At 69.6% G+C, this 22,085-nt stretch carries 15 protein-coding genes and 2 riboswitches; of the genes, 7 read left to right on the top strand and 8 right to left on the bottom strand.

The genetic code is table 11. From position 1 onward, the window contains the following. The first annotated feature begins 228 nt into the window (after positions 1 to 228). Together cysK and ASE35_RS11070 are read left to right on the top strand one after the other, a co-directional pair. Positions 229 to 1,185: a cysteine synthase A gene (gene cysK, locus ASE35_RS11075; RefSeq protein WP_056179432.1), complete on the top strand. Its 957-nt coding sequence runs from the start codon at positions 229 to 231 to the stop codon at positions 1,183 to 1,185. A gap of 25 nt (positions 1,186 to 1,210) precedes the next feature. Beyond that, entirely contained in the window at positions 1,211 to 1,840 is a 630-nt protein-coding gene (locus ASE35_RS11070; RefSeq protein WP_057163853.1) for a DUF6498-containing protein, read from the top strand. A 362-nt stretch (positions 1,841 to 2,202) separates the two neighbouring features. Here the strand turns inward: ASE35_RS11070 and ASE35_RS11065 are convergent, their stop codons facing one another. The 3 genes from ASE35_RS11065 to pyk all read right to left on the bottom strand — a co-directional run bounded on the left by ASE35_RS11065 (position 2,203) and on the right by pyk (position 5,675). Next, positions 2,203 to 2,727 (bottom strand): hypothetical protein, encoded by a 525-nt coding sequence (locus ASE35_RS11065; protein WP_056179426.1) that lies wholly within the window; start codon positions 2,725 to 2,727, stop codon positions 2,203 to 2,205. 298 nt (positions 2,728 to 3,025) lie between these two features. Continuing rightward, the gene (locus tag ASE35_RS11060) at positions 3,026 to 4,036 is read right to left on the bottom strand and encodes a class I fructose-bisphosphate aldolase (RefSeq protein ID WP_056179423.1); all 1,011 of its coding nucleotides are present in this window, start codon (positions 4,034 to 4,036) and stop codon (positions 3,026 to 3,028) included. Between the two features lie 172 nt (positions 4,037 to 4,208). Then, positions 4,209 to 5,675 carry a pyruvate kinase gene (pyk, locus tag ASE35_RS11055; protein ID WP_056179421.1) on the bottom strand — a complete coding sequence of 489 codons (1,467 nt, stop codon included), beginning with the start codon at positions 5,673 to 5,675 and terminating at the stop codon, positions 4,209 to 4,211. Between the two features lie 71 nt (positions 5,676 to 5,746). Between pyk and ASE35_RS11050 the strand changes: the two genes are divergently transcribed. Next, complete coding sequence (locus tag ASE35_RS11050; protein WP_082576496.1) at positions 5,747 to 6,334, top strand: GNAT family N-acetyltransferase; 588 nt, start codon at positions 5,747 to 5,749, stop codon at positions 6,332 to 6,334. 397 nt (positions 6,335 to 6,731) lie between these two features. On the opposite strand, the gene ASE35_RS11045 is transcribed toward ASE35_RS11050, so the two are convergent. From ASE35_RS11045 to ASE35_RS11025, 5 genes are all read right to left on the bottom strand, one after another. After that, positions 6,732 to 6,962 (bottom strand): DUF6289 family protein, encoded by a 231-nt coding sequence (locus tag ASE35_RS11045; RefSeq protein WP_056179417.1) that lies wholly within the window; start codon positions 6,960 to 6,962, stop codon positions 6,732 to 6,734. A gap of 223 nt (positions 6,963 to 7,185) precedes the next feature. Then, complete coding sequence (locus ASE35_RS11040) at positions 7,186 to 7,836, bottom strand: HAD hydrolase-like protein (RefSeq protein ID WP_056179412.1); 651 nt, start codon at positions 7,834 to 7,836, stop codon at positions 7,186 to 7,188. Positions 7,837 to 7,838: 2 nt separating this feature from the next. Further along, complete coding sequence (locus ASE35_RS11035; RefSeq protein WP_057163852.1) at positions 7,839 to 9,014, bottom strand: phosphoglycerate kinase; 1,176 nt, start codon at positions 9,012 to 9,014, stop codon at positions 7,839 to 7,841. Between the two features lie 193 nt (positions 9,015 to 9,207). Beyond that, complete coding sequence (locus ASE35_RS11030; protein WP_057163851.1) at positions 9,208 to 10,590, bottom strand: DUF3999 domain-containing protein; 1,383 nt, start codon at positions 10,588 to 10,590, stop codon at positions 9,208 to 9,210. Continuing rightward, positions 10,587 to 13,364, bottom strand: a complete 2,778-nt coding sequence (locus ASE35_RS11025) for a DUF2339 domain-containing protein (protein ID WP_057163850.1) — start codon at positions 13,362 to 13,364, stop codon at positions 10,587 to 10,589. The genes ASE35_RS11030 and ASE35_RS11025 overlap by 4 nt, the downstream gene beginning before the upstream one ends. A 127-nt stretch (positions 13,365 to 13,491) precedes the next feature. Beyond that, positions 13,492 to 13,774, top strand: a riboswitch (cobalamin riboswitch). Between the two features lie 368 nt (positions 13,775 to 14,142). Between ASE35_RS11025 and ASE35_RS11020 the strand changes: the two genes are divergently transcribed. The 4 genes from ASE35_RS11020 to metE all read left to right on the top strand — a co-directional run bounded on the left by ASE35_RS11020 (position 14,143) and on the right by metE (position 21,055). Continuing rightward, positions 14,143 to 16,488: a ribonucleoside-diphosphate reductase subunit alpha gene (locus ASE35_RS11020; protein ID WP_235567237.1), complete on the top strand. Its 2,346-nt coding sequence runs from the start codon at positions 14,143 to 14,145 to the stop codon at positions 16,486 to 16,488. A gap of 153 nt (positions 16,489 to 16,641) precedes the next feature. Next, positions 16,642 to 17,658 (top strand): ribonucleotide-diphosphate reductase subunit beta, encoded by a 1,017-nt coding sequence (locus ASE35_RS11015; protein WP_057163849.1) that lies wholly within the window; start codon positions 16,642 to 16,644, stop codon positions 17,656 to 17,658. Between the two features lie 234 nt (positions 17,659 to 17,892). Then, positions 17,893 to 18,273: an acyl-CoA thioesterase gene (locus ASE35_RS11010; protein WP_057160570.1), complete on the top strand. Its 381-nt coding sequence runs from the start codon at positions 17,893 to 17,895 to the stop codon at positions 18,271 to 18,273. Positions 18,274 to 18,358: 85 nt separating this feature from the next. Continuing rightward, positions 18,359 to 18,566, top strand: a riboswitch (cobalamin riboswitch). A gap of 209 nt (positions 18,567 to 18,775) precedes the next feature. Further along, positions 18,776 to 21,055: a 5-methyltetrahydropteroyltriglutamate--homocysteine S-methyltransferase gene (metE, locus tag ASE35_RS11005; RefSeq protein WP_057163848.1), complete on the top strand. Its 2,280-nt coding sequence runs from the start codon at positions 18,776 to 18,778 to the stop codon at positions 21,053 to 21,055. Positions 21,056 to 22,085 lie beyond the last annotated feature (1,030 nt).

Genomic DNA, 22,085 nt, shown 5'->3' with positions numbered 1-22,085 from the left:
GCGTGTAGGCCCAGCCGGGCGATTCTAGCGGCCCTGCGTTAACGTTCGCGTGGGCCATTGGTTGACGCCTGGCGGGCCCCGACATGCCCGTGTGGCCGGATGAAGCCGCTCGGCGCGTGTAAGGTTTGCCGAATGTGGCGGATCGCCCGCAACCGCGCCTCGGGCCGGCGCTAGCCCGCCCCGCCCGCCTGCACTCCTACTCCCGCCCCCGCTCAGGAGCCGTACGCCATGATCCACGACAGCATTCTCGACACGATAGGCCGCACGCCGATCGTGCGCCTGCACCGCATCGCGCCCTCGCACGTGACCTTGTACGCCAAGGTCGAATCCTTCAATCCCGGCGGCTCGGTCAAGGACCGCCTGGCGATCGCGATCATCCTCGACGCCGAAGCGCGCGGCCTGCTCAAGCCCGGCGACACCGTGGTCGAAGCGACCTCGGGCAACACCGGCGTGGCCTTGGCGATGGTGTGCGCGGCGCGCGGCTACAAGTTCGTGGCGACGATGGCGGAAACCTTCTCGATCGAGCGTCGCAAGCTGATGCGCGCGTACGGGGCCAAGGTGATCCTGACCCCGGCCGCCGAGCGCGGCAGCGGCATGGTCCGGCGCGCCGAAGAACTGGCCAAGCAGCACGGCTGGTTCTTCGCCCGCCAATTCCAGAACCCGGCCAATCCGGCCTATCACCGCCAGACCACCGCGGCCGAAATCCTGCAGGACTTCGCAGGCCGCCGGCTCGATCACTTCGTCACCGGCTGGGGCACCGGCGGCACCCTGACCGGCGTCGGCGAGATGCTGAAACTGGCGCGGCCGGAAGTGCGCGTGACGGTGTCCGAACCGGCCGGCGCGTCGCTGCTCAGCGGCAAGGAATGGCAACCGCACAAGATCCAGGGCTGGACCCCGGACTTCATCCCCGAGGTGCTCAACCCGCAGGCCGCCGACGCGATCCTGCCGGTCGACGACCTGCTCGCGCGCGACACCGCGCGCCGGCTCGCGGCCGAGGAGGGCGTGTTCGTCGGCATTTCCGCCGGCGCCACCGTGGCCGCCGCGCTCGAGCTCGCGCAAGGCGCGGCGCCGGGCTCGGTGATCCTGGCCATGCTGCCCGACACCGGCGAGCGCTACCTCAGCACCCTCCTGTTCGAAGGAGTCAACGAAGGCTCCGACGACGAATGGCTGGCCAGCCTGTCCTGAGTCTTGCGCGCTGAGCCGCGCACGCATGCAGCCTTCGGCGCGCAACCTGCTGCTGTCCAACGCCGCGACCCTGGTCGCGGCCTGGGTGCTGCACTGGAACGTGGGTTGGCTGTTGTGGGCCTACTGGATACAGAGCGTGATCGTGGGCTACTACGCCCGCGAGCGCATGCTGAACCTGCGCGAGTTCAGCACCGAGGGCTTCACCTCCGGCGGCCAGCGGGTGCCGGAGAACGAGGCCGGCAAGCGCTCGACCGCGCGCTTCTTCGTCTTCCACTACGGCTTCTTCCACCTGGGCTATCTGGTGTTCCTGTTCGCCCAGCACCGCGTATCCGGCATGTTCGACTGGCTGGTGCTGGTGGCCTGCGGCGTCTCGTTCGCGCTGTCGCAGCGCAAGACCTACGAGGTCCAGCACGCGGCCGATCTGCGCGGACGGCCGAACCTGGGCGCGCTGATGTTCACGCCCTATCTGCGCGTGCTGCCGATGCACCTGACCATCCTGTTCGGCGCCGGCGGCCACGGCACGTTCGCGATGCTGGTGTTCTGCGCGCTCAAGACCGCCTCGGATCTGGGCCTGGACGCGATCGACCGGCGCATGGCCGAACGCGCCGCGCTCCGGCGGCCGGCGACGCGCGGCGACACCGCACGCGAGGAGTAGGCGTTCGACTCGTAGGGTGCGGTGAGCGCAGCGAACCGCATCGAGCGCTCGATTGGAGCGTCGCACGGTGCGGTTCGCTGCGCTCACCACACCCTACGGGGCGGTCGAAGTCGAGGCGCTGCGGCATCCAGCGCGACGCCAGCGCCGGCGCTCGTGTAGGAGCGGCGTGAGTCGCGATCCCCAGTCGCGGGGTTGCGCGGATCCAGTGGAGTCCAATCGCGGCTCACGCCGCTCCTACAGGAAGCAAAGCCGCGACACCGGCCGTAGGATGCGGTGAGCGCAGCGAACCGCATCACCGCGATGCCGCGACAGCGACGCGGTTCGCTGCGCCCCTTACGGTCGAGTCCGAGCTTCGCGGGCGTCTACAGCCAGCCCGCTTCCCACAGATAGCCGACCGTCGCGATCGCGACGGCCAGCAGGGCGTACACCACCAGCTTGCGGTCGCTCTCGTCGTGCTGCACGGTCGGCGTGCGCACGGAGATCACGCTGGGGCGCGCGCTGGCGGCATTGTGCGCCACCGTTGCGGTCTTGGTGTGCGCGTGCAGATGCGCGTCGACGCGCTCTTTGGCCGTGCGCAGATCCAGGCCGGATTGGTGCAGGACCTTGATCGCTTCGATGGTCTTGCCCTGCGACAGGGCCAGCAAGGCGGCCGCGGGCAGGCCGCCCTGCGCCGTCGGCGCGGCCTTGGGCTTGGACGTGGCGTGGGACGAGGTGCCGCCGCTGGGCAAGGGCCGGCTGTCGCGCCAGGCCTCGACCGCTTCCTTGGCCAGGCGCAGTTCGATCCGGCCATTGGCGTCGCGCACCAGCTTGATCGCGGCGATCAGATCGCCACGCGCGACCGCCGCGGCGGCTTCCGGGGAAATCGCGACCTTCTTGGAATCCGCCATGCCGCGCTGCCTCCCGCATCGACTGGCCTCAGTCTACTCGGCTTTGGCGGGAGACCCGATTAGCCCGATAGCGCTAGGCGGGGCGGGGATGCGCGCGCCGCCGGCGCATGACGGTCGAGGTTCGCCGGCCCCTGCCCTGCCGGCTCTGGCGAGCTGGGCGGGGACGCGCAAGCGCGTTGCGCGCGCGCTTCATCGGTCGCCGCGCGCGCCCTCCTCCCGCTTGCGGGAGTAGGGAAACGGAACGGAAAACGAAAACGCCGGCACGAGGCCGGCGTTTTCGCTGCAGCGGGCGGCGGGATTACGCGGCCGACTGCCACTGGCCCAGCGCGGCCAGGCCGTTGTCGCGCGCACGCGCGAACACGGTCTGCTGCGCCGAGGCGACGTTGTTGACCAGGTCCTGCGACCACAGCTTGAGCGCGGCCGACTGCATGGCGCGGCCGTAGGAGAACGACAGCGGCCACGGATTCGGGCCCATGCGGTTCATCGCGTCCAGGTGCGCGGTGGCGGCTTCGTCGGACTGGCCGCCGGACAGGAACACGATGCCCGGCAGGGTCGCCGGCACGGTCGACTTCAGGCACTGCAGGGTAGCGGCGGCGACTTCTTCGACGCTGGCCTGCTCGTCGCAGGTCGAACCCGGCAGCACCATCGAGGCCTTCAGGATGGTGCCTTCCAGCATCACGCTCTGCTCGTACAGCGCGCCGAACAGCGAGCGCAGCACGACCTCGGTGACTTCGAAGCAGGTGTCGATGTCGTGGCTGCCGTCCATGATCACTTCCGGCTCGACCATCGGCACCAGGCCCTGCTCCTGGCAGAGCGCGGCGTAGCGCGCCAGGGCGTGGCTGTTGGCTTCGATGCAGGTGCCGGACGGGATGTCGTCGCCGATGTTGATGACCGCGCGCCACTTGGCGAAACGCGCGCCGAGCTTGTAGTACTCCTCCAGGCGCGCGCGCAGGCCGTCCAGGCCCTCGGTGACCACTTCGCCCGGGAAACCGGCCAGCGGCTGCGGGCCCTTGTCGACCTTGATGCCCGGGATGATGCCGTTGTCGGCCATCAGCTTGGTGAACGGCACGCCGGCCTTGGTCGACTGGCGGATGGTTTCGTCGTACAGGATCGCGCCGGAGATGTAGTCGCCCAGCTTGGGCGTGCTCAGCAGCAGCTCGCGGTAGGCGCGGCGCTGCTCTTCGCTGTTCTCGATGCCGACGCCGGCGAAGCGCTTGGCGATGGTGGCGTTGGACTCATCGATGGCGATGATGCCCTTGCCCGCGGCGACCATGGCCTGGGCGGTTTCGGCAAGCTGTTCGATGCTCATGGACGTCCTGGGGAGCGGTGGGAAGCCCGCAATTATAGCGGCTGGCGACGGCAGCCGCCCCCGCGCGCCGTTCAGACCCGCCAGTCCGTTGCGGGGCCTGGCGGTAACCGTTTTCAAGTCGAGCCACGCGGCACCGCAAAGGTGTGCCGCGGGCCGGCACGCCCGGCCAGGCTCAGAGCTCGCCCAGACCCTCGGCGCAGCCGCCGGCGCCGACCTGGAGCAGGCGCAGGGTGTTGGTGGCGCCGTGCTGTTCCATGGTGTCGCCGCTGGTGAAGATCACGCGCTCGTCGATCGCCAGCTTGCCGCTGTCGAACAGCTGCTTGACCGCGCTGCGCGCGGCATCGCGCGAGGCCAGGCCGCGGCTGTCGAAATCGATCGGGTAGACGTCGCGCATCAGGGCCATGCGCCGGCGCGCGCCGTCGTGGCGCGAGAAGGCGTAGATCGGCGAGTTGGAGCGGAAGCGCGACAGGAAGCGCGCGGTGCCGCCGGACTCGGTCATGGCCACGATCGCGCGCACGCCGATGTGCTCGGACAGGAACATCGCCGCCATCGCGATGGCCTGGTCGGCGCGCTCGAGGTTGCGCGGCGCGGCTTCGAAATCGGTGTCGTGGTCGAACTGGCGCTCGGCGCCCAGGCAGATGCGCGCCATCGCCTCCACCGCCTTGATCGGATAGCGGCCGGCCGCGGATTCCTGCGACAGCATCACCGCGTCAGTGCCGTCGATCACCGCGTTGGCCACGTCCAGCACTTCGGCGCGGGTCGGGATCGGGCTGTCGACCATGGACTGCAGCATCTGGGTGGCGGTGATGACCACGCGGTTGCGCGCCAACGACTCGCGAATGATCTTCTTCTGCAGGCCGGGCAGCTCGGCGTCGCCGATCTCCACGCCCAGGTCGCCGCGCGCGACCATGACCACGTCGCTGGCTTCGACTATTTCGGCCAGGTTCTCGATCGCCTCGGCGCGCTCGATCTTGGACACCAGCGCGGCGTCGCTGCCGGCGGCGCGCGCGATCCTGCGGGCCTCGTTCATGTCCTCGGCGTTGCGGCAGAACGAGACCGCGATGAAGTCGGCGCCGAGCTCGGCCGCGACCGCGATCAGCTCCTTGTCGCGCTCGGTCAGCGCGCCCAGCGACAGGCCGCCGCCCTGCTTGTTCAGGCCCTTGCGGTCCGACAGCGCGCCGTCGTTGAGCACGGTGGTGACGATGCGCTGGCCTTCGACCGCGCCCACGCGCAACTGCAGCAGGCCGTCGTCGAGCAGCAGCACGTCGCCGGGTTTGACGTCGTTGGGCAGGCCCAGGTAGCTCACCCCGACCTCGCGCAGGCTGCCGGGCGGCGCGTCGGTGCTGGCGACCAGGTCGAAGCGGTCGCCGGCCTTGAGCAAGACCTTGCCGTCGGCGAAACGCTCGATGCGGATCTTCGGGCCCGGCAGATCGGCCAGGATGCCGACCTCCACCCCGACCCGCTGCGCGGCTTCGCGCACCGCGGTCGCGCGCGCGATCTGCGAGGACGGATCGCCGTGCGAGAAATTGAGTCGGACCACGTCGACGCCCGCGGTCAGCAGGGCGTCGAGCACGCCCGGCGGATCGGTGGCCGGGCCCAGGGTGGCGAGGATCTTGGTGCGACGAGGATTGGCGAGCATGGCAGACTGCGGTTCCGTGACTGCGGGCCACGCTAGCACAGCTGCCGCGTCCTTCCATCGGTTCCGCCCGCATGTCCGCTCCGATCCGAGACGAATCCGCCGAACGCGACGACCTGCCCCTGCTGCGCGGCGAGCGCCTGCGCCTGCGCGGCTTCCGCAGCGACGACCTGGGCGATTTCTACGCCCTGCACGCCGATCCGGCGGTGATGCGCTATTGGAGCTTCCCGGCCTGGACCCAGCGCAGCCAGGCCGAGGACTATCTGGCGCGCGCGATCGCCGCGCGCTCGAACGACAGCATGCTGTGCTGGGCGATCGCGCTGCGCGACAGCGACCGCCTGATCGGCGCGGCGACCCTGTTCGACATCCATCGCGAACAGGGCCGGGCCGAGATCGGTTATGCGCTGCGGTCGGCGCATTGGGGCCGGGGTTACGCGCAGGAGGCCCTGCAGCTGGTGATGGAGCATGCCTACGACCGCCTGGGGCTGCGCCGCCTCGAGGCCGACATCGACCCGCGCAACCAAGCCTCGTGCCGGCTGGTGGAGCGCCTGGGGTTCCGCCGCGAGGGCGTGCTGCTGGAGCGCTGGCAGGTCGCCGGCGAATGCCAGGATTCGGCGATCTACGGCCTGCTCGCGCGCGAGTGGCAGGCCCGCGGCGATTGAGCGGGCACCGTAGGGTGCGGTGAGCCGTCAGGCGAACCGCATCGTCGCGAAGCTACGGTGCGCAGCGCCTGGGCCGGGGAGATGCGTAACGATGCGGTTCGCTGCGCTCACCGCATCCTACGAGGCGCTGGCACGAGGCGCCGGTATGGCGTGCGGGTGCGAGCAGCGATGGCGCGCCGCGAAACCGCAGGATGCGGTGAGTCCTGCCACGAAGCGCGGCGTCGTCGTAGGCCGGCACCCAGCGCGCGCGCCGACCGTGCTCGATGACCGGGGTTCGCTGGACTCACCGCATCCTACGTGGGAGAGGAAGCGACGCGGCATGCGGCCTTCGCGCTCACGGTGGCGCGAACGTCGCGCGATGCCGCGCGCGGCTGCGGGACCAACGCCGACGCTGGCGTCAGTCGCAGATCCAGGTATTGCGGGTGTAGTGGGCGGTGCGCAGGCCCCAGGACACGTACTGGCCGCCGCAGTTGGCGGTGGCGCCGCCGACCTCGTTGCCGGCGTCGTCGAAATAGATCACCGAATAGCCTTCGCCGGCGCGCCCGGCGACGGCGACGCCGGCCATCAGCAAGCCGAGCAAGGCAACGGCGATCGAGGTATTCCGGAACACACTGCCCTTGCGACGCATGGTGCGGACTCCGTGTCTGCGCGATCGGACGACCGCAACTAGACGCTACCCCCGGCGCGCGCCGCAAACCTTGACCCGCTTCACAGCAGGGCACGTGAATGGCACAAATTGCGTGCATCGGCACATCCGCAGCCGCGCGCGCCGACGCGCGGTGCGGTCGGCGGGTCCGGAATGCTGCGCCACGGAATGCGCTGGCGCAGCTCGCGGTCGCTTAGGCCTGGGCTCAGGCCGCGAGCAGCGCCGGCAACTGCTGCGGCGTCGCCGCCAGCAGGTGCGCGCCGGCCTGGCGCAGTTCGTGCTCGCCGCCGAAGCCCCAGAGCACGCCGATGTTGCGCATGCCGTGGTGGCGCGCGCCCTCGATGTCCATGCGCCGATCGCCGATCATCCAGCAATCCTGCGGCGTCAGCGCGAAGCGCCGCAGCGCCTCGGCGATCAGCTCGGGCTTGTCGCTGAGGCTGCCGTCCATGGTCGAACCGATCACGTCGTCGAAGCGGTGCCCGAACGGCAGGTGCTCGATGATCTTGCGCGCGTGCGGCTCGTTCTTGGCGGTCACGATCGCCAGGCGATGGCCGGCCGCATGCAGCGATTCCACGGTCTGTTCGATGCCGGCGTAGACCTCATGCTCGGCCCAGCCGTGGCTCTCGAAGCGCTCGCGGTAGTGCTCGACCGCGCGTTCGACCTGGGCCGGCTCGGCGAACAACGGCCCGAAGCTGGTGCGCAGCGAGGGGCCGATCCAGCGCCGCAGTTCCGACTCGGGCGGCACCGGCTGGTCCATCCGGGTCAACGCATGGGCGACGCAGCGGGTGATGCCGACCGCCGAGTCGATCAGGGTGCCGTCGAGGTCGAAGAACAGCGTCGGCGTGGCCGCGGCCACGCTCAGCCGCCCGCCTGCTTGAGCGCGGCGACCGCCGGCAGTTCCTTGCCTTCGAGGAACTCGAGGAAGGCGCCGCCGCCGGTGGAGATGTAGCTGACGTCGTCGGCGATGCCGTACTTGTCGACCGCTGCCAGGGTGTCGCCGCCGCCGGCGATCGAGAACGCCTTGGACGCGGCGATCGCGCGCGCCAGGGCCTGCGTGCCGTGACCGAAGGCGTCGAACTCGAACACGCCGACCGGGCCGTTCCAGACCACGGTGCCGGCGTTCTTGATCAGCTCGGCGTAACGCGCGGCGGTGTCCGGGCCGATGTCGAGGATCATGTCGTCATCGCCCACCGCGTCCACCGCCTTGACCGTGGCCGGCGCGTCGGCGGCGAAGGCCGGCGCCACCACCACGTCGGTGGGCACCGGGATATCGGCGCCGCGCGCCTTGGCGTCGGCCATGATCTGGGTAGCGGTGCCGATCAGGTCGGTTTCGACCAGCGACTTGCCGACCTTGTGGCCGAGCGCGGCGATGAAGGTGTTGGCGATGCCGCCGCCGACGATCAGCTGATCGACCTTGCCGACCAGCGAGGACAGCAGCTCCAGCTTGGTCGAGACCTTGGAGCCGGCGACGATCGCCAGCAGCGGACGCGCCGGGTTGTCCAAGGCCTTGGCCAGCGCATCGAGCTCGGCCATCAGCAGCGGGCCGCCGGCGGCGAGCTTGGCCTGGCGGATCACGCCGTGGGTCGAGGCCTGGGCGCGGTGGGCGGTGCCGAAGGCGTCCATCACGAACACATCGCACAGCGCGGCGTACTGCTTGGACAGGGCTTCGTCGTCCTTGCCCTCGCCCACGTTCATGCGGCAGTTCTCCAGCAGCACCAACTGGCCGGGGTGCACGTCCACGCCGTCGACCCAGTTCTTGATCAGCGGCACCTCGATGCCCAGCAGCTGCGACAGGCGCGCGGCCACCGGCGCCAGCGAATCGGCCTCGCTCCAAACGCCTTCCTTGGGCCGGCCCAGGTGCGAGGTCACCATCACCGCCGCGCCTTTTTCCAGCGCCAGCCTCAGGGTCGGCAGCGCCGCCAGGATGCGTTGTTCGGAGGTGATGCGGCCGGCGTCGATCGGCACGTTGAGATCTTCTCGGATCAGCACGCGCTTGCCGGCGAGATCGAGATCGGTCATGCGGACGATAGACACGTAAGGCCTCCTGGGCACGGACATAAGGGGGAAGGCGGCGCGCGCGGGGTCGGCCGCCGTAGCCGGATAGTGTAAAGGCCGGGATTTGGGATTCGGGATTTGTGATTCGAAAAAGCGAAAAGCCCGCAACCGCGGGCTTTTGCTCTTGCCGTAACGAATCCCGATTCCCGAATCCCAAATCCCGGCTTCTAAATCACGCCGCAGGCGGCGCGCTCCCGCGCAGCAGACTGAAAGCGAAGCCCGCGACCACCAGCGCGCCCAGCACCAGCACCGCCCACAGCAGCCAGGTGCGCCAGTTGCGCTCGGGCTCCGGCGCCTGCAGCGCGGCCGCGCCGGCCAGGGCCTTCATCGCACCCAGGCTGGCCTCGGCCGGGCGCCAATCGGCGCCGCGGCCCTGTTGCAGCGCCATCATCGCCTGCGGCAGCGGCAGGTCGTCGCGCGCGGTGCGCGCGCTGCCGGCGACCAGGGCGTAAGGCGGCGCGCCCTGGGCGATGAAGACCACCATCTCCGGCTGATAACCCAGGCGCAGGGTCGGCTCGGCCGGCACCGCCGCATCGGCGCGCAGGCGCCAATAGCGGTCGTCGGTGCGCGCCGACAAGGCACGCGAGGACGAGCGGCCGTCGGCGCCGACCCGGAAGGCGGTCCAGGTGTCCAGGCGGCGTTGCCACGGCGCGTCGGCCTGATCGCGGCTTTCCAGGGTCCAGCGCACCGCGTAGTTGCCGGGCAGCGCGACGTCGATGCGCTGGATCGGGAAGCGGCCGTCAAGTTCGAATTCGAAACGCGCGCCCTTGTCCTTGGCCCCTTCGGCGGCCAGGCGCTGGCCCTTGAGCTGGCGCCAGCGCAGCGGCGCGGGATCGGCACTAGCGCTGAGCTCGGCGCTGACCGCGCGGATCGGCGCCACCGCATCGGGATTAAGCGGGCTCAGGCGCAGATAGCGCGCACGCAGGCCATTGGTCTCGAACGCGATTCGGCGCTGCAGCAAACGCCGACCGCCCTGCTCCAGATCGACCAGGCGCCCGTTCGCGGCAACCTCGCGCCAGCGCTCGAGATCGTCGCTGGCCTCGACCCGATAAGCCGCGTCCAGCGCGGTGCCCGGCGCCCAATCCAGCTCCAGCGCGCGGATCGGCGTGCGCACGGTGCTGGCGTCGATCAGCAAGGCGGTCTGCGGGCCGGTCGCGGTAGCGCGGCCGATGCCGCGCGCCTCGACCCGGCGCAGGCGTCCGTCGGCCTCGACCTCGCTGACCAACTGCCAGTCCTGCCCGCCGCCGGCCGCGCGCGCGGGCAAGGCGAACCAGGGCAGGCTGACCTTGCTGGTCGCGCGCACATCGTTGGCGCCAGGCCGGTAAATCGCCGCGGGCACCGGATTGCCGGTGCCGTCGATCACGTCGACGTCGCGCAGGCCGGACTGACGCGCCTGCAGATAGACCGCATCGTCCAGCACGACGCGGTAAGCGCCCGCGTCCGCGCTGCTCAGTTGCAAGGGCCATTGCTGGGCATAGTCGTCGCGCGGCCCGGCCAGGCCCAGCGCGGGCGACAAGGCGAACGCGATGCTCGCTACAGCGCGGACCAGGCTCATGCCGACATCTCCGAAGGGGGCTCTGCGGGTGCATCGCTCGTCGCCGGCGGCGCCGGCGCGAGGTAACCGACCAGGGTGCACAACAGGCCGTAAGCGATGAAGGACGCGATCCCGAGCAGGTTGCCCAGGTGGGTGCGGTCGACGAACACCAGCTTGGCCAGCACCACCGCCATCAGCACCGCGCCGGCCAGCCACAGCCCACGCTGGCCGCGACGCGAGCCGATCACCCAGCCGAGCACGCCGAGCAGGCTCCAGACCACGGTCAGGCTGGTCTGGACCAGACCGGTGCGGTACATCGACCCATCCCAAGGCACACCGCCCCAGTGGTGGGTGGCGCGCAGGGTGATCGCGGTGATCAGGGCGAAGCCCGCGGCCGCGAGCAGCGGCACCCGGCGCGCGCGCAGATCGTCCGGCGCCGACGGCGAGGCCAGCCAGAACGCGAACAGCGCCAGCACCGCGAGCTGGACCAGGTCCAGCGGATTGAGCAGCGGCACCCAGGGCAGCGGCGCGCTGCCGCCGGGCTGGCCCAGCACGACGATGGCGCCCAGCGCCAGAGCGAACACGAAGCTACCCTGGACCACGCCGCGCCATTGCCGGAAGCGCTCGCTCAGCGGCGGCGCGACGGCTTCGGGCCGCCACTGCAGGGCCGCGGCCATCAGCAGGAACGGCAGCGCAAGCGCGGCCCAGGTCCAGCCGTCGCCGACGGTGGCGCGGCCGACGAACTCGTGCAGCGACAGACTGGCCGCCAGCGGCCAGGCCCACAGCCAGGCCGCGTGCGCGAACGCGAGCTCAGCGCCTGCGCGATCGCGCAGGCAGCGCAGCGCGCGCAAGCCCGCGAGCGCGTACACCAGCCAGGCGGCGAGGCCATAACCGGCGAACGGATGCAGATGCGCGGTTTCCTGCGCGATCGCCAACGGCAAGGCCGCGGCCAGGCCCAGCGCGACCGTCCACGACAGCGCGCGCGTGGGCAGGCGGCGGTAGGCTTCCGCGGCCAGCCAGGCGGTGAGCGCGACGAAGGCCAGGCTGGCGTCGGCGCGCAGATCGGAGAGCAGGAAGCGGTCGAACTCGCCCCAGGCGTTGCCGCACCACCAGGCCAGGCCCCACAGGTAATACGCCAAGGCCGGATTGCGCTGCTCGGCGCGGCGATAGCTCCAGGCGCTGGCGAAACCGGCCAGCGCGATCAGCAAGGCGCCCATGAAGCGCGCGTTGAGCACCGCGGTCAGCGGTTCGGGGCCGTCGCTGATGCCGATCAGGAAACCGCCGGCGGCGAACAGCTGCAAGGCCAGGCCGGCCAGCTGCGGCAAGATGCGCTGCTGACGCAGGCCCAGCCACACCAGCGCCGCGCCTTCGACCGCGAACACGCAGGCGGTGGTTTGCGCCGACAGCGCCAAGGGCACGGCCAGGGTCGCGAAACCGACCGCGAGCAAGGCATACGGCGTGGCCAGCGCAACGAAGTGCTCGCGGCGCTTGAGCCACCACGCCAGCGCCGCATACAGCACGGCCAGGCCCAGCGCGCAGAACGCCAGCGGCATGCGCTCGCCTTCGAGCAGGCCGGCCTGCAGCGAGAACGCGACCAGCGGCGTGCCGAACACCAGGCAGCCGTCGATGAAATCGCGCCGTCCCGCGGCCTGGCGCCAGGCGTAGAGGATGGGGATCAGCAGATAGAAGACGAAGAACAGCAGCAGGAAGGGTTCGGTGCTGGCGAAGTCCGCGCTGCGATAACGCAGCACGCCCCAGGCGGTGCCGATGCCGAAGGTGAACACGAAGCCAAGCAGGTTGAGCGCGCGCCACGGCCGCCACCAGGCGATCACGAAGATCGCCGCATTGAGCACGGCGTAGTAACTGAACAAGGCGACATGGTTGCCCTGCCCGGTCGACAGCCAGATCGGCGCCATGAAGCCGGCGAAGATGCCCAGCAGCGCCAGCGCGATCGCGTTCTGGCGCACCGCCAGCACGCCGGCGCCGGCGACCAGCACGATGCTGAGCGCGAACGCGGGCCCGGCCTCGATCAGGCCGTATAGCTTGAACGCCGCGAACACCACCAGCAGCAGCACGCCGATCGCGCCGCCCTGCAGGCTCAGCGCGAAGCTGCGCTTGCGTTCGCGCTGGCGCCAGCCGAACACCAGCCCGGCCAGCGCGGCCAGGGCGATGCCGGCCAGGCGGAACTCGATCGGGAAGCGCATCCAGCCCTGATCGGTGGCGTACTTGAGCAGCGCGGCCACGCCGGCGAACAGCACCAGCATGCCGACCTTGACCGGCACGTTGCCTTCGGTGAACCAGCGCTTGACCGCGCCGACCATGCGCTCGATAGGGTCCGGCTGCGCGGGCGCGCGTACCTGGGCGCGCGCGGCGCGGGCGGGCTCGGCGCGCGGCGACTCCTCGAAGATCGGACGCGGCGCCGAGGCGGGCAACGGCGGCGGCAGCGCCGAGGCCGGTTCGGCCGCCGGCGTCAGAGCGGCTGGCTCGCCGGGAATCGCGCGCGGCGGCGGGCCCGGGGGCGTGCTCGAGACCGGGCTGGGCGGCGATACGGGTGCGGGCGGCAGCGGCGCGTCGCGCATGAGCTCGCCCAGGGTCGGTTCGCGCTCGCCGGGCTGCTCGTCGGCCACGGCGACGGCCGCCGTCGGCCGCGCGGCGGCGCGCTGCGCGAGTTCGGCGATGCGCGCCTCCAACAGCCCGACCCGGGCCTTGAGCCCGGAGATCGATACCAAGGCGATGATCAACAGCACCGGCACGGCCAGCAGCACCAGCACCAACAACGCCAACAGACCCTCCATCGCGCCCCATCCCTGTCCTTGTCGCCACGCACGTTAACACCAAGCGCGGCGCCGCAACGGCGCCGAAGTTTTTGTTGCGAATCTGCGGTCGCTCACCACATATCGTGTTGACGGATCGGGGCACCCCTAATATGTTGTGTCCGTCGGTGCCGATCGCGAGATCGGCTTAAAAGGGAAGCCGGTGCGGACCCGCCCCGAAAGGGCGGCGACAAAGCCGGCGCTGCCCCGCAGCGGTATGGGAAACGAACGCGGTCATTGCACTGGGCGCCCAGCGCCTGGGAAGCGGCCGCCAGTAGGCGTAGCAGGAACGAGTCGAGAGTAACGAGCACCCATTCGTTACTCGTTGCTCTCGACTCGTTCCTGGCTACAAGTCCCGAGCCCGAAGACCTGCCGACAACCGCGCGTCGCACACCGCGCGGTACCGGCTCAGGAGTCTTCGGGGGAAGACGGCCGGTGTCGCCCCGCCACGGTTCGCCGTCGCGGTCCGCGGTCCGTCTCGGCCCGCGCGACACCCTGTCGTCATCCTCGAACACTTCGCGCCCGCGGGGGCGCAAGCCGCAACGCCGACCCTCGGCGTTGCGTCTGCGTCCGCGCACGTCGGCCCTCGTGGGAAGGCCGACGACCCGTGCGCCCACGCATCGGAGCCCCTATGACCACCACCACCGAAGCGCCCGCCGTTGCGAGCACCTCCCCCTCCCCCACCGCCGCCGAAGCACCGGCGCGCAAGCCCGACGTTGCGCCCGGCTTCGCCCTGACCCCGCCGGCGGCCAACCTCACCATGAGCGTGACCAAGCGCAGCGGTCGCCGCGAACCGGTCGACCTCAACAAGATCGTGCGCGCGGTCACCCGCTGCGGCGAGGGCCTGTACGCGGTCGATCCGATGCGCGTGGCCACCCGCACCATCTCCGGCCTCTACGACGGCGCGACCACGCGCGAGCTGGACGAACTGTCGATCCGCACCGCCGCCCTGCTCACCGCCGAGGAGCCCGAGTACGGCCGCCTCGCCGCGCGCCTGCTCAGCAACGTGATCGAGAAGGAAGTCGCCGGCATCGAGATCCACGCGTTCTCGCAGTCGGTCGTGCGCGGCCACGAGTTGGGCCTGATCAACGACCGCCTGCTGACTTTCGTGCAGGCCAACGCGCGCAAGCTCAACGACGCCATCGACCGCAGCCTGGACGCGCGCTTCGACTACTTCGGCCTGCGTACCCTGTACGACCGCTACCTGCTGCGCCATCCGACCGCGCGCACCGTGATCGAGACCCCGCAGCAATTCTTCCTGCGCATCGCCTGCGCCCTCAGCGAGGACGTCGGCGACGCGCTCGCGTTGTACCGCCGCATGGCCCAGCTCGACTACATCCCGTCCTCGCCTACCCTGTTCAACGCCGGCACCACCCACGAGCAGCTGTCGAGCTGCTTCCTGCTCGATTCGCCCGACGATTCGCTGGAAGCGATCTACAAGCGCTACATGGACGTGGCCAAGCTGAGCAAGTTCAGCGGCGGCATCGGCCTGAGCTACACCCGCATCCGCTCGCGCGGTTCGCTGATCCGCTCCACCAACGGCCTGAGCAACGGCATCGTGCCCTGGCTGAAGACGCTCGACGCCTCGGTGGCCGCGGTCAACCAGGGCGGCAAGCGCAAGGGCGCCGCCTGCGTGTACCTGGAGCCCTGGCACGCCGACGTCGAGGAGTTCCTGGAACTGCGCGACAACACCGGCGACGAAGCGCGCCGCACCCACAACCTCAACCTGGCCAACTGGATTCCCGACGAATTCATGCGCCGCGTCGAGGCCGATGCCGAGTGGTCGCTGTTCGACCCGGCCAAGGTGCCGCAGCTGACCGACCTGTGGGGCGAGTCCTTCGACCGCGCCTACCACGCCGCCGAAGCGGCCGGCCTGGCGGTCAAGAAGGTCAAGGCGCGCGACATCTACGGCCGGATGATGCGCACCCTGGCGCAGACCGGCAACGGCTGGATGAACTTCAAGGACAAGTCCAACCGCGCGTCCAACCAGACCCTGCGCGACGGCAACGTCATCCACCTGTCCAACCTGTGCACCGAGATCCTCGAGGTCACCTCGCAGGACGAGACCGCGGTGTGCAACCTGGGCTCGATCAACCTGTCGCACCACGTCGAGATGTACGAAGACGGCAAGGGCGCCTTCGATTTCGACAAGCTCGCCGAAACCGTGCGCCTGGCCGTGCGCCAGCTCGACCGCGTGATCGATCTGAACTTCTACCCGATCGAGACCGCGCGCCGCGCCAATCTGAAGTGGCGCCCGGTCGGCCTGGGCAGCATGGGCCTGCAGGACGTGTTCTTCAAACTGCGCCTGGCCTTCGATTCCGAGCCGGCGCGCAAACTGGCCCAGGAGATCGCCGAGGCGATCTACTTCCACGCCCTGTCGGCCTCCAACGAGCTGGCGATGGAGCACGGCAAGCACCCGTCCTTCGACGACACCCGCGCCAGCGTCGGCGAGCTGCAGTTCGAAGCCTGGGGTGTGACCCCGTCGCAGCCGGAGCGCTGGGAAACCCTGCGCACGCGCATCGCCGAACACGGCCTGCGCAACTCGCTGCTGATCGCGATCGCGCCCACCGCGACCATCGCTTCGATCGCCGGCTGCTACGAGTGCATCGAGCCGCAGGTGTCCAACCTGTTCAAGCGCGAGACCCTGTCGGGCGACTTCCTGGTGGTCAACAAGTACCTGGTCGAGGAGCTCAAGAAGCTCGGTCTGTGGACCGCCGAGATGCGCGACCGCATCAAGATGGCCGAAGGCTCGATCCAGTCCGTGCACGAAGTGCCCGAGTCGCTGCGCCAGGTCTACCGCACCGCCTGGGAACTGCCGATGCGCTCGCTGATCGACATGGCCGCCGAGCGCGGCGCCTACATCGACCAGAGCCAGTCGCTGAACCTGTTCATCGAAAGCCCGAACATCGGCCAGCTCAGCTCGATGTACATGTACGCCTGGAAGAAGGGCCTGAAGACGACGTATTACCTGCGTTCGCGTCCGGCCACCAAGATCGCCAAGAGCACGGTCAGCGCGCCGGTAGCCGCGCCCAAGCCGGAGTACACCCAGGACGAGGCGATCGCCTGCTCGCTGGAAAACCCCGAGTCCTGCGAAGCCTGCCAGTAAACCCGCTTTAGCCCCTCTCCCGCCGCGCGGGAGAGGGGTTGGGGTGAGGGCCGCCCTGCGACTCGCGCCGTAGCCGATTGTCGAGCGCCCTCATCCGCCCTCCGGGCACCTTCTCCCGCTCGCGGGAGAAGGAAAGCAATTCAAGGAAATCCCATGTCCCTCGCCCCGCCCCGCCTGCTCGACCCCGGTTTCGATCTCACCCTGCGGCCGATGCGCTATCCGCATTTCTACGAGATGTACCGCGACGCTATCCGCAACACCTGGACCGTCGAAGAAGTCGATTTCTCGCAGGACGTCAACGATCTCAAGCACAAGTTCGGCCCGGCCGAGCGGCATCTGGTCGAACGCCTGGTCGCGTTCTTCGCCACAGGCGACAGCATCGTGGCCAACAACCTGGTGCTGAACCTGTACCAGCACATCAACGCGCCCGAGGCGCGCATGTACCTGTCGCGGCAGCTGTACGAGGAAGCGCTGCACGTGCAGTTCTACCTGACCCTGCTCGACACCTACCTACCCGACCCGAACGAGCGCGCCAAGGCCTTCGACGCGGTCGAGAACATCCCCTCGATCCGCGCCAAGGCCGAGTTTTGCTTCCGCTGGATCGACTCGGTGCAGGACCTCAAGCGCATCGAGACGCGCGAGCAGCGCCGCCAGTTCCTGCTCAACCTGATCTGCTTCGCCGGCTGCATCGAAGGCCTGTTCTTCTTCGCCGCCTTCGCCTACGTCTATTACCTGCGCTCGCGCGGCCTGCTCAACGGCCTGGCCTCGGGCACCAACTGGGTGTTCCGCGACGAAAGCTGCCACATGGCGTTCGCGTTCGAGGTGATCCGCACCGCGCGCGAGGAAGAGCCCGACCTGTTCGATGCCGACCTGCGCGCGCAGGTGGTGAAGATGTTCGAGGACGCGGTGAACTGCGAACTCCAGTTCGCCCAGGACGTGCTGTCCGGCGGCGTGGTCGGCCTGTCGCTGAAGGACATGCGCCAGTACCTGGAGTACTGCGCCGACCAGCGCATGGCCCAGCTGGGCATGCCCAAGCATTTCGGCGCCACCAACCCCTTCGGCTTCATGGACCTGCAGGACGTGCAGGAAGTGACCAACTTCTTCGAGCGCCGGGTCTCGGCGTATCAGGTCGGCGTACAGGGCGAAGTGGCGTTCGACGAGGCGTTTTGATTTAGGCGGGTGAGATACCCGCGCGCCGAAACCTCTCCGACCTGCTTAAGGCCCCTCTCCCGCTCCCGGGAGAGGGGTTGGGGTGAGGGCGTGAGCGCCAACGGCGCGAATGCCTCTGCTTTGATTCCTAGCCGCTAAAGCAAAAGCGCCCCTCACCCTATCCCTCTCCCGCAAGCGGGAGAGGGAACTGTTCGCTACGACGTCGCTCTCCTCGCTCCGCCGGGAAACAAAGCCATGACCGAAGCCCGCATCATCGAGATCGTCTTCCCCGATCACACCAATCACCTGGGCACCCTGTTCGGCGGCCAGGCCCTGGCCTGGATGGACAAGGCCGCCTTCGTCGCCGCCTCGCGCTACGCCCGCCGCACGGTGGTGACCGCGCGCTCGGAACAGATCGACTTCCACACCGCGGTGCCCAAGGGCGCGCTGGTGGAGCTGATCGCACGCGTGGTCTCGGTGGGCCGCACCTCGATGCAGGTCGAGGTCGAGATGCATTGCGAGGACCTGCTCAGCGGCGAATCGCAACTGGCCACGCGCGGGCGCTTCACCATGATCGCGCTCGATCGCGACGGCGTGCCGACGCCGGTGCCCGCACTGGATTCCGCCGCGGACTGAACCCGCAGTCGTCGATTGACGCGCCCCGCCCCGAGGCGTACTTTGGCAGCCGTCATGGTGACCATCGCTTCATAAAGATGAAGCGATGCGACAAGACGCCGTCGGTTCGCGCCGGCGACGGCTAGAGGGAATCCGGTACGGACTCGCGTCCAATTCCGGAGCTGCCCCGCAGCGGTATAGGGAACGACCTCCGTCAGGCACTGGGTGCGAGCCCGGGAAGCGACGGACAGTAGGCGGCGTCGAACCACGCCATGCCCCAAGCCCGAAGACCTGCCATGACCGGAGGGTCCGCCCTCCGTCCGACTCCGGCCCCGCGGGTCGGCGCGTGCGTGCGGCCATGGCCGTTCGCCCTCGCCCTCCACGGGACCGGTTCGCCCGCGGGGGCGAAGGTCGAAGGCAGGTCGTGCTCCGGCGTCGCCGCATCCGCGGCGGGCGGTCGCGCGTGCGTACCCGCCTTCCTTCGTTGCCCTGCTCATGCCCACACGCATCGCAGGAGACTTCAATGATCAGCGTTACCCACCTCGGCTTCCCGCGCATCGGCGCGCGACGCGAGCTCAAGCAGGCCCTGGAATCGTTCTGGAAAGGCGAGACCGCGGCCGGCGATCTGCACGACACCGCACGCACGCTGCGCGCCCGGCATTGGACGCTGGCGCGCGACGCCGGCGCCGACGTCGTGCCTTGCAACGACTTCTCGCTCTACGACCATGTGCTGGACACCGCCGTCCTGTTCGACGCGGTGACCGCACCCTATCGCGATACCTTGGATGCCGACCCCCTGGCCGGTTACTTCGCGCTCGCGCGTGGCCTGCAGGACGCGCGCCACGACCTGCGCGCCCTGGAAATGACCAAGTGGTTCGATACCAACTACCACTACCTGGTGCCGCAGTTCGAGTGCGATCAGCGCTTCGCGCTGCGCGGCGACAAGCCGCTGGCCGAGCTCGCCGAAGCGCAGGCGCTTGGCCTGCAGGCACGGCCGGTGCTGCTGGGGCCGGTGTCGCTGCTCAAGCTCGGCAAGCGCCGCGACGGCGGCGATCCACGCGAGTTGCTGGACGCGCTGCTGCCGGCCTACGCCGAACTGCTGACGCGACTGAAGGCGGCCGGCGCGCAATGGGTGCAAGTGGACGAGCCCTGCCTCGCGCTGGATCTCGATGACGACGATCGCCGGGCCTATCGCCGCGCCTACGACGCGCTCGCCGGCGTCGACGCGCCCGCGCGCCTGCTCGCCAGCTACTTCGGCGGGCTGGGCGACAACGCCGAACTGGCCGCCGCCCTGCCCGTGCAGGCCCTGCACCTGGATCTGGTGCGCGCGCCCGGCCAGCTCGAAGCGCTGCTGCCCAAGCTGCCCGAAGACCGCGCGCTCAGTCTGGGCGTGGTCGACGGCCGCAACATCTGGCGCGCCGATCTCGACGCGGCGCTCAGTCTGGCGCGCCGCGCCGGTACGCGCGCGCAGTGGCTGGCGCCGTCGTGCTCGCTGCTGCACGTGCCGATCGACCTGGGCCTGGAACGCAAGCTGCCGCCGCCGTTGCAGCAGTGGATGGCCTACGCCAAGCAGAAGCTCGAGGAACTGCGCCTGCTCGCCGACACCCTGGCCGACGACGACCGTGCGGCGGGCGCCTTGGGCGCGGCCGCGAGCGCGCGCGCCGCGCGCCTGGCCTCGCCGCTGCTGCGCGACGCCCAGGTGCGCGCCAAGCTGGCCGCGGTGGTGCCGGCGATGACCCAACGCGATTCGGCCTATGCGCAGCGCGCGCAGGTGCAGGCGCAGCGTCTGAAGCTGCCCGACTTCCCGACCACCACGATCGGCTCGTTCCCGCAGACCTCGCAGGTGCGCCAAGCGCGCGCCGAGCACAAGGCCGGGCGCCTGGACGACGCCGGCTATCGCGCCTTCCTCGAGCGCGAGACCGAGCTGTGCCTGCGCGAACAGGAAGCGTTGGGCCTGGACGTGCTGGTGCACGGCGAGTTCGAACGCAACGACATGGTCGAGTACTTCGGCGAGCAACTGTCCGGCTTCGCCTTCACCGCCCACGGCTGGGTGCAGAGCTACGGCTCGCGCTGCGTGAAACCGCCGGTGCTGTACGGCGAGGTCGCCCGCCCGCGCGCGATGACGGTGGACTGGGCGCGCTACGCGCAGTCGCTGACGCCGCGCCCGGTCAAGGGCATGCTGACCGGGCCGGTCACGATCCTGCAGTGGTCGTTCGTGCGCGACGACCAGCCGCGCGCCGACACCTGCCGCCAGATCGCCCTGGCCTTGCGCGAGGAAGTGCTGGACCTGGAGGCGGCCGGCATCGCGGTGATCCAGATCGACGAGCCCGCGTTGCGCGAAGGCCTGCCGCTGCGCCGCGTCGACTGGCCGGCCTACCTCGCCTGGGCCGGCGAAGCCTTCCGCCTGGCCGCCAGCGGCGTCGACGACGCCACCCAGATCCACACCCACATGTGCTACGCCGAGTTCAACGACATCATCGAGGCGGTGGCCGCATTGGACGCCGACGTGATTTCGATCGAGACCTCGCGCTCGCGCATGGAGCTGCTGGACGCGTTCGTGCGCTACCGCTACCCCAACGGCATCGGCCCCGGCGTCTACGACATCCACTCGCCACGCGTGCCCAGCGTGGACGAGATGCGCGAACTGCTGGACAAAGCCCTGGACGTGCTCACGCCCGCGCAGTTGTGGGTCAATCCGGACTGCGGCCTCAAGACCCGCGGTTGGCCGGAGGTGCGCACCGCGCTGAAGGCGATGGTGCAGGCGGCGCAGGCTTTGCGCGAGTCGGCGACCGCGGCGGTTTGACGCCGAGCCCGAAAGCGGCCCCTTCGAACGAGTTCCCCCCTTTGAAAAAGGGGGGCTAGGGGGGATTTGCTTTTTGCCCTGTGCCAACAGCAACAGCAAATCCCCCGGCGCCGCTAGCCACGAATCGACATCGACTCACACAAGGCGCCCGCCCCCTTTTTCAAAGGGGCGATGGAGATGGTGCAGGCGGGCGCAGGCTTTGCGCGAGTCGGCGACCACGGCGGTTTGACGCCGAGCCCGAAAGCGGCCCCTTCGCACGAGCTCCCCCCTTTGAAAAAGGGGGGCCAGGGGGGATTTGCTTTTGCCCTGTGCCAACAGCAACAGCAAATCCCCCGGCGCCGCTAGCAAAGAATCGATATCGACTCACACAAGGCGCCCGCCCCCTTTTTCAAAGGGGGCGATGGAGATGGTGCAGGCGGCGCAGGGTTTGCGCGAGTCGGCGACCGCGGCGGTTTGACGTCGAGCCCGAAAGCGGCCCCTTCGCACGAGTTCCCCCCTTTAAAAAGGAGGGCTAGGGGGGATTTGCTTTTGGCCGGTGCCAACAGCAACAGCAAATCCCCCGGCGCCGCTAGCCACAAATCGACATCGACTCACACAAGGCGCCCGCCCCCTTTTTCAAAGGGGGCGATGGGGATGGTGCAGGCGGCGCAGGTTTTGCGCGAGTCGGCGACCGCGGCGGTTTGACGTCGAGCCCGAAAGCAGCCCCTTCGAACGAGTCCCCCCTTTGAAAAAGGGGGGCTAGGGGGGATTTGCTTTTGCCCGGTGCCAACAGCAACAGCAAATCCCCGGGCGCCGCTAGCCACGAATCGACATCGACTCACACAAGGCACCCGCCCCCTTTTTCAAAGGGGGCGATGGAGATGGTGCAGGCGCCGCAGGGTTTGCGCGAGTCGGCGACCGCGGCGGTTTGACGTCGAGCTCGAAAGCGGCCCCTTCGCACGAGTTCCCCCCTTTGAAAAAGGGGGGCTAGGGGGGATTTGCTTTTGGCCGGCGCCAACAGCAACAGCAAATCCCCCGGCGCCGCTAGCAA

The sequence above is a fragment of the Lysobacter sp. Root916 genome (genome assembly GCF_001429785.1).
In the GTDB taxonomy this organism is placed as follows: domain Bacteria; phylum Pseudomonadota; class Gammaproteobacteria; order Xanthomonadales; family Xanthomonadaceae; genus Lysobacter.
This window is presented reverse-complemented; position numbering and strand designations above follow the sequence as displayed.

Bases quoted from the DNA above. Each gene is read 5' to 3' on its own strand.
- cysK (WP_056179432.1), top strand. From the start codon at position 229: ATGATCCACGACAGCATTCTCGACACGATAGGCCGCACGCCGATCGTG.
- ASE35_RS11070 (WP_057163853.1), top strand. From the start codon at position 1,211: ATGCAGCCTTCGGCGCGCAACCTGCTGCTGTCCAACGCCGCGACCCTG.
- ASE35_RS11065 (WP_056179426.1), bottom strand. From the start codon at position 2,727: ATGGCGGATTCCAAGAAGGTCGCGATTTCCCCGGAAGCCGCCGCGGCG.
- ASE35_RS11060 (WP_056179423.1), bottom strand. From the start codon at position 4,036: ATGAGCATCGAACAGCTTGCCGAAACCGCCCAGGCCATGGTCGCCGCG.
- pyk (WP_056179421.1), bottom strand. From the start codon at position 5,675: ATGCTCGCCAATCCTCGTCGCACCAAGATCCTCGCCACCCTGGGCCCG.
- ASE35_RS11050 (WP_082576496.1), top strand. From the start codon at position 5,747: ATGTCCGCTCCGATCCGAGACGAATCCGCCGAACGCGACGACCTGCCC.
- ASE35_RS11045 (WP_056179417.1), bottom strand. From the start codon at position 6,962: ATGCGTCGCAAGGGCAGTGTGTTCCGGAATACCTCGATCGCCGTTGCC.
- ASE35_RS11030 (WP_057163851.1), bottom strand. From the start codon at position 10,590: ATGAGCCTGGTCCGCGCTGTAGCGAGCATCGCGTTCGCCTTGTCGCCC.
- ASE35_RS11025 (WP_057163850.1), bottom strand. From the start codon at position 13,364: ATGGAGGGTCTGTTGGCGTTGTTGGTGCTGGTGCTGCTGGCCGTGCCG.
- ASE35_RS11020 (WP_235567237.1), top strand. From the start codon at position 14,143: ATGAGCGTGACCAAGCGCAGCGGTCGCCGCGAACCGGTCGACCTCAAC.
- ASE35_RS11015 (WP_057163849.1), top strand. From the start codon at position 16,642: ATGTCCCTCGCCCCGCCCCGCCTGCTCGACCCCGGTTTCGATCTCACC.
- ASE35_RS11010 (WP_057160570.1), top strand. From the start codon at position 17,893: ATGACCGAAGCCCGCATCATCGAGATCGTCTTCCCCGATCACACCAAT.
- metE (WP_057163848.1), top strand. From the start codon at position 18,776: ATGATCAGCGTTACCCACCTCGGCTTCCCGCGCATCGGCGCGCGACGC.